This window comes from Gemmobacter sp. (assembly GCF_016792925.1).
In the GTDB taxonomy this organism is placed as follows: domain Bacteria; phylum Pseudomonadota; class Alphaproteobacteria; order Rhodobacterales; family Rhodobacteraceae; genus Gemmobacter.
Genome location: NZ_JAEULU010000261.1, coordinates 1 through 6544, shown reverse-complemented (window position 1 = coordinate 6544; position 6544 = coordinate 1). Strand labels below are relative to the sequence as shown.

The following is a 6544-nucleotide window of genomic DNA, read 5'->3' as shown; positions in this document are numbered from 1 at the left end:
GTTCGATCTCCTCCTGATGGTGGCCGTCATCGGGGTGGAAGGGGCGGGGGCCGATGGTCGTGTGGCTGGCCGCCATATCGGTCAGCACCATATCGTGCTGGCCCGCATGGTGTTGAAAATGATAGGAAATCGAAGAGCCGCTGAGGGGCGAGCTTGCAGATCCGGCCATCGCCTTCGTAGCGGGCGGTGAGCCGCCTGATGGCGGCGCGGCTTCGGAAACCCGCTGGCACTGCGAACCTACGCCAGGGCGAGAGGACTCGACTCTGTATCACTGGCAGATTAATAAGAACAAAAGAGGAACTAACGGCGATTGGATGCTGCACTGGGATGGCACGACGGCTGCTTTCCATCTGGTTTCCGAGGCTGGCGAGCGACAGCAGCCTGCGAAGCCAGCCCGTTGAAGGGCCCTTCGCCCTGACCCTGCGGTCGGGCAATGCCGATCACCTGCATTGCCTGAACCGGCCTGCGCAGGCGCTTGGGTTGCACCGTGGCATGGCCTTGGCCGATGCCCGCGCCATCTGCCCCGATCTGGTGACCCGACCCGCCGATCTGGCAGCCGAGGCCGCCGCTTTGGCCGCCCTGCGCCGCTGGACGGGGCGTTATGCGCCACTCGTTTCGGTCGATGGGCCGGATGGATTGATGGCCGATATCTCGGGCGTGCCGCATCTCTTTGGCGGCGAGGCGGCCTTGCGCGACGACCTGCAAGCGCGGCTGGATCGCGCGGGCTTGCAGGCGCAAACCGCCATCGCCCCCAGCCGTGGCGCGGCCCATGCTCTGGCGCGCCATGGTGGCGGGATTCTGGCCGAAGGGCGGCTGCTGGAGGGCTTGGGCAAGCTGCCCGTCACGGCGCTGCGGGTCGATCAGGCCACCGCCGAGGCGCTGTCCCGCATGGGGCTGACCCGGATTGCCGATCTGGCGCATCTGCCCCGCGCGCCCCTCGCGCGGCGCTTCGGGCCGGGGCTTGTGCTGCGGCTGGATCAGGCGCTTGGCATGCAAGCCGAACCCGTGGCCGCCCCGCCCGAGGCCCCCCATTTCGGGGTGCGGATGACCCTGCCCGAACCGATTGGCCTGCTCGCCGATGTGATGGCCGGGCTGGAGCGCCTGCTGGACCGGCTTTGCGCGCAACTGGCCGCCCACCATCGCGGCGCGCGGCGCCTGCGGCTGGACCTGCGCCGGGTGGACCGTCAGGCCAGCCAGATCGAGATTGGCCTCGCCCGTCCGATGCGCGACCCGGCCCGCATCAAGGCGCTGTTTGCCAAGAGTGTGGAGGAGATCGACGCGGGCTTTGGCATCGACGCGCTGCGCCTGTCGGCCCCGGTCACCGAACCGCTGGCGCCCGAACAGATCGGGTCCACCCCTGCTGCCCATCAAGCAGACGCACTGGCCGACCTCCTCTCCTCCCTGGGCAATCGCATCGGCTTTGACCGCGTGCTGCGCCTGCTGCCCAGTGACAGCCTGATCCCCGAACGCAGCTTCAGCCTCGCCCCTGCCGCCTATAGCCAGCCTGCGCCAAGCCGGACCCATCGCAACCGCCCGGCCATCCTCTTCCCGCCCGAGGCCGTCAACGCCACCGGCCACCCGCCCGTGCAATTCCGCTGGCGCCGCATGCAGCTCACCACCCTGCGCGCCACCGGGCCAGAGCGGATCACCCCGGAATGGTGGCTGGATGATCCCGCCTGGCGCAGCGGGTTGCGCGATTACTGGCGCATCGAAACCCGGCAAGGCCCGCGCCTGTGGCTGTTTCACACGCCGCAAAATCCCGGCTGGTATGCGCAGGGCGAATTCCCATGACCCGCCTTCATCTTGGCCCAAATATTCCGGGGGGTGAATTGGCCGCAGGCCAAGAGGGGGGCAGCGCCCCCCATCTGTCTGGCGCCCCCGCCTATGCCGAACTGTGCGTGACCAGCAATTTCACCTTCCTCACCGGGGCCTCCCACCCCGAGGAACTGGTCACTCGCGCCGCCGAACTGGGCCTTGCCGCCCTCGCCATCACCGACCGCAATTCCGTGGCGGGCGTGGTGCGGGCCTATTCCGCGCTGAAGGAACTGGCCCGTCTGCGGGCCGAGCCCGAGACTGAGGCCGAGGCTGACAGCCACGGCCCAACCATCCGCTCGCAACAGGTGACCGATCATTCCAGCCGCCAGACCGTGCCGCATTTCACCGGCACGACCGAGGCCCCCCGCCTGCCCGCAGCCCCCCTGCCCAGGCTGATCCCGGGGGCGCGGCTGGTGCTGACCGACAGCGCGGTGGAATGGCTGGCGCTGCCCACCGATCTGGCGGCCTGGTCGCGGCTTACGCGGCTTTTGTCCTTGGGCAAGCGCCGCGCGTCCAAGGGCGAATGCCACCTGACCCGCGCCGATCTGCTGGAATGGGGGCAGGGCATGATCCTGATCGCGCTGCCGCCCGACCCGCTGGAACAGCCCGCGCCGCCCGATCTGCACCCGATCACCCGCGCCTTTCCCGGCCAGTGCTTTCTGGGCGCCGCCCCACGCTATGACGGGCGCGACCAGCCCCGGCTCGACCGCCTTTTCCAACTGTCGCAAATCGCCAATATGCCCCTGGTCGCCCTGGGCGATGTGCTGATGCACCGCTCGGCCCGGCGCCCGCTGGCCGATGTGCTGACCTGCCTGCGCCTTGGCTGCACCATCGACAATATCGGCCAGCACCGGCTGGCCAATGGCGAGCGCCGCCTGAAATCCGGGGCCGAGATGGCGCGCCTGTTCGCGCGCTACCCCGCCGCCCTGCGCCGCACGCTGGAAATCGCCGACCGCTGCGCCTTTCGCCTGAACGATCTGCGCTATCAATACCCCGACGAGTCGCAAGACGGCGAACCTGCGCAAGACCGGCTGGAACGCCTCGCCCGCGCCGGGCTGCACTGGCGCTATCCCGAAGGCCCGCCGCCCAAGATCGTGCATCGAGTGGAAAAGGAACTGGCCCTGATCCGCGATGTGGAATATGCGCCCTATTTCCTGACCGTGCATGACATCGTGCGATTTGCCAGATCGCAGGGCATCCTGTGTCAGGGGCGCGGCTCGGCCGCGAATTCCGTGGTCTGCTACCTGCTGGGCATCACCGAAGTGCCGCCCGAGAGCATCACCCTGATCTTTGAACGCTTCATCAGCAAGGAACGCGGCGAGCCGCCGGATATCGACGTCGATTTCGAGCATGAACGCCGCGAAGAGGTGATCCAGTGGATCTATGAGCGTTACGGCCGCCATCGCGCGGGCCTCACCGCCGTGGTGATCCATTTCCGCGCCCGCGCCGCCATCCGCGAGGTCGGCAAGGTCATGGGCCTCAGCCAGGATGTCGTCGCCCGCCTCTCGGGGCAGATCTGGGGCTGGTCCTCCTCGGCGCCGAATGAGGATCGCATCCGCGATGCGGGCCTCAACCCCGAGGATCGCCGCGTGCAACTGGCCATCCGCCTGATCGCCGAGATCATCGGCTTTCCCCGCCATCTGAGCCAGCATGTCGGCGGCTTCGTCATCACCCAGGGGCGGCTCGATGAGCTTTGCCCCATCGAAAATGCCGCAATGGAAGATCGCACCGTCATCGAATGGGACAAGGACGATATTGATGCCTTGGGATTGCTGAAGGTCGACATCCTCGCCCTGGGCATGCTGACCTGCATCCGCAAGGCGTTTGGCCTTCTGGCCGACCATCGGGGAATCGACCTTGATCTGGCCAGCCTGAAACCGGATCATGGCCTTGTGGCGCAGAGCCCTTTCGACCACAGCCAGCGTGAACAGGTCTATGACATGCTGTGCCGCGCCGATGCCATCGGGGTGTTTCAGGTGGAAAGCCGGGCGCAGCTGAACTTTCTGCCCCGAATGCAGCCCCGCAAATTCTATGATCTGGTCTGCGAGGTCGCCATCGTGCGCCCCGGCCCCATTCAGGGTGGCATGGTGCATCCCTTCATTAATCGCCGCATGGGGCGCGAGCCGGTCGAAGACCTAGGCCCCGCCATGATGGAGGTCTTGGGCCGCACCTATGGCGTGCCGCTGTTTCAGGAACAGGCGATGCAGATTGCGGTGGTGGCGGCAGGCTTCACCCCGTCCGAGGCCGATCAGCTGCGGCGGTCTTTGGCGACCTTCAAACGCATGGGCACCATCGGCAGTTTTCGCGACCGCTTCATCTCAGGCATGCTGGCGCGGGGCTATGATGCCGATTTCGCCGCCCGCTGTTTTGCCCAGATCGAGGGTTTTGGCAGCTATGGCTTCCCCGAAAGCCATGCCGCCAGCTTCGCCCGGCTGGTCTATGTCTCGGCCTGGCTGAAATGCCACCATCCGGCGGCCTTCACCTGCGCCCTGCTGAACAGCCAGCCGATGGGCTTTTATGCTCCGGCCCAGCTGGTGCGCGATGCCCGCGATCATGGGGTCGAGGTGCGCCCGGTCTCCGTCAATCATTCGGTCTGGGATTGCACGCTGGAACCGCGCCCGGATGGCGCCCTGGCCCTCCGGCTTGGCTTCCGGCAGATCAAGGGGATGCGGGAGGAAGACGCCGCCTGGCTCGCCGCCGCGCGCGGCAATGGCTATCCCGATGTCGAAAGTCTCTGGCGCCGGGCCGGTGTTCATCCCGACGCTTTGGAGCGGCTGGCCGAGGCTGATGCCTTCGCCGCCCTTGGCCTGACCCGCCGCGATGCGCTCTGGGCCGCCAAGGCCCTGCGCGCCCCCGCCCCCCTGCCGCTGTTCGGCCCCGATGGCGAGGGCGGCGCGGAGCCTCAGGTGGCCTTGCCGCAGATGACGCTGGGCCAGGAGGTGGTCGAGGATTACCTCGCCCTGCGCCTGTCCTTGCGCGCCCATCCGCTGGAAGTCTTGCGCCCGTTCTTGCCGGAAAGCACGCCACATCAAAGGCTTGCCACATGGCAAGGCCGCGTCACCGTCACCGGCCTTGTCATCACCCGCCAACGCCCCGGCACCGCCTCGGGGGTGATTTTCCTGACGCTGGAGGATGAAACCGGCACGGCGAATGTGGTGGTCTGGCGCAAGGTCTATGAAACCTTCCGCAAGGCCGTGGTCACCGGGCGCCTGTTGCGCGTCACCGCCCGCATCCAGCGCGATGGCCCCACCACCCACCTGATCGCCGAACGGATCGAGGATGCCTCCACCCTGCTGGGCACGCTGGGCCACGCCCTGCCCCGCTTCAGCGATGGCCGCGCTGACGAAACCCTTCGCCCCTCGGGCGGCGCCCTGCGCAGTACCGCCCGCCATCCCCGCGAACAGGTGAAAAAGCTGTTCCCAAGCCGGGATTTTCATTGAAAAGTGCGACGTGGAGGGCGGAAAGCGGTCATTCATATTGGCCTTAGACACTTTCGGGCGTGTAGACGTCGAAGGCGAAGGTTACCCTGTGCGCATCACCGTCGCGACCACCGGCCTTTGTCCGGATCAACGTCGCGATCGTTTCACGTGCGAAGCGTTCTATCGGGTGCGAGATGAGCAGCGAAATCGTTCCGTCAATCAATTCGGCCTTTGTGGCATCAAAGAGTTCGTACCCAACCGCAACAAAATCCGGCCGTTTGAGCATGGCGCGCAGCGCAGCGATGGCACCTGTCACGCCACCGCCGGAAATGTAGAGCCCGCACATGTCAGGATGGTCGGTCAGGAGCTTCTCGACATGTTCACGCGCAACAACCGCTGACTCATAGGTCGGCAAGGGCTCCAGTAAAGTGAAATCCGTGTTGTGTTCGCGGAAATAGGACCGGAAACCGCTTTCATTCATCTCTTGGTTCCTGAGGCGGTGACTGCCGACCAGGATGCCGATCTTGCCGGGGACCCGAACCATTCTGTTGAACGCCCAGGCCGCGGTCCGACCGACCTTCCAGTTGCCGAGGCCGACGAAACTCATATTGCAATGCGCCGAAAGCGGGCCGATCAACGAGGTGACGGGCACACTGCGGTCGGTGACGCTGTCGATTGCATCCGCCACGAACTGGTGCTGCGGGGCGACGATCACCATGGATTCGCATTTCTGTCCCAACTCGACAATATGCGCGGCGACCTTCTCGGGAGTAAGATCTTCGAGGTGCTCGAGAACAAGCTCGATCCACGCGCCTTGCCAGTTCGCGGCAGCATCCGCGATGGACTCGCCGAGGACGCGGTAGAAGGTCCGGTCATTTCGCTGAAGCAGAACGCCCAGCCGGTGGGTGGATTGTGCCGCGCGCACCCCATGCTCGATGGTCCCGACCCCATAGAAGCCGATCCGTTCTGCCGCTGCCAGAACGTGGGCAAGGGTTCCAGGGCGGACGGATTCGGGGTCGTTGAGCGTGCGATTGACTGTCGAGACGGACACGCCTGCCGCCTTCGCGAGGTCCGGGATCGTAGGTCTTTTCATTCAAATTCACCCAAAGACGCGCAGCACTCATTTCATTTCACGAATCCCGAACTTTGAAGCGAAATGAAATCATCATTGTTGATTGCCACTGAGATTTGACCCGGCAACAGCGGAAATTGTCATTGAGAATTGACCCATGTGCAACCTTGCCCCGGCTTGAACCAGCTGGGGGCAAATGGAGTGATCGACATGGGATTTTTGAAGGTTATCAGGACAT

At 65.5% G+C, this 6544-nt stretch carries 3 protein-coding genes; 2 read left to right on the top strand and 1 reads right to left on the bottom strand.

Going from position 1 to position 6544, the window contains the following annotated elements; genetic code table 11:
- The first annotated feature begins 327 nt into the window (after nt 1–327).
- Nucleotides 328–1791 (top strand): DNA polymerase Y family protein, encoded by a 1464-nt coding sequence (locus JNN06_RS12270; RefSeq protein ID WP_291239879.1) that lies wholly within the window; start codon nt 328–330, stop codon nt 1789–1791.
- Nucleotides 1788–5255, top strand: coding sequence for an error-prone DNA polymerase (locus JNN06_RS12265; protein ID WP_291239878.1), 3468 nt, complete (start codon nt 1788–1790; stop codon nt 5253–5255). The genes JNN06_RS12270 and JNN06_RS12265 overlap by 4 nt, the downstream gene beginning before the upstream one ends.
- Before the next feature lie 43 nt (nt 5256–5298).
- Here the strand turns inward: JNN06_RS12265 and JNN06_RS12260 are convergent, their stop codons facing one another.
- Nucleotides 5299–6327 (bottom strand): LacI family DNA-binding transcriptional regulator, encoded by a 1029-nt coding sequence (locus JNN06_RS12260; RefSeq protein ID WP_291239877.1) that lies wholly within the window; start codon nt 6325–6327, stop codon nt 5299–5301.
- Nucleotides 6328–6544 lie beyond the last annotated feature (217 nt).

Bases quoted from the DNA above. Each gene is read 5' to 3' on its own strand.
- JNN06_RS12260 (WP_291239877.1), bottom strand. From the start codon at position 6,327: ATGAAAAGACCTACGATCCCGGACCTCGCGAAGGCGGCAGGCGTGTCC.
- JNN06_RS12270 (WP_291239879.1), top strand. From the start codon at position 328: ATGGCACGACGGCTGCTTTCCATCTGGTTTCCGAGGCTGGCGAGCGAC.
- JNN06_RS12265 (WP_291239878.1), top strand. From the start codon at position 1,788: ATGACCCGCCTTCATCTTGGCCCAAATATTCCGGGGGGTGAATTGGCC.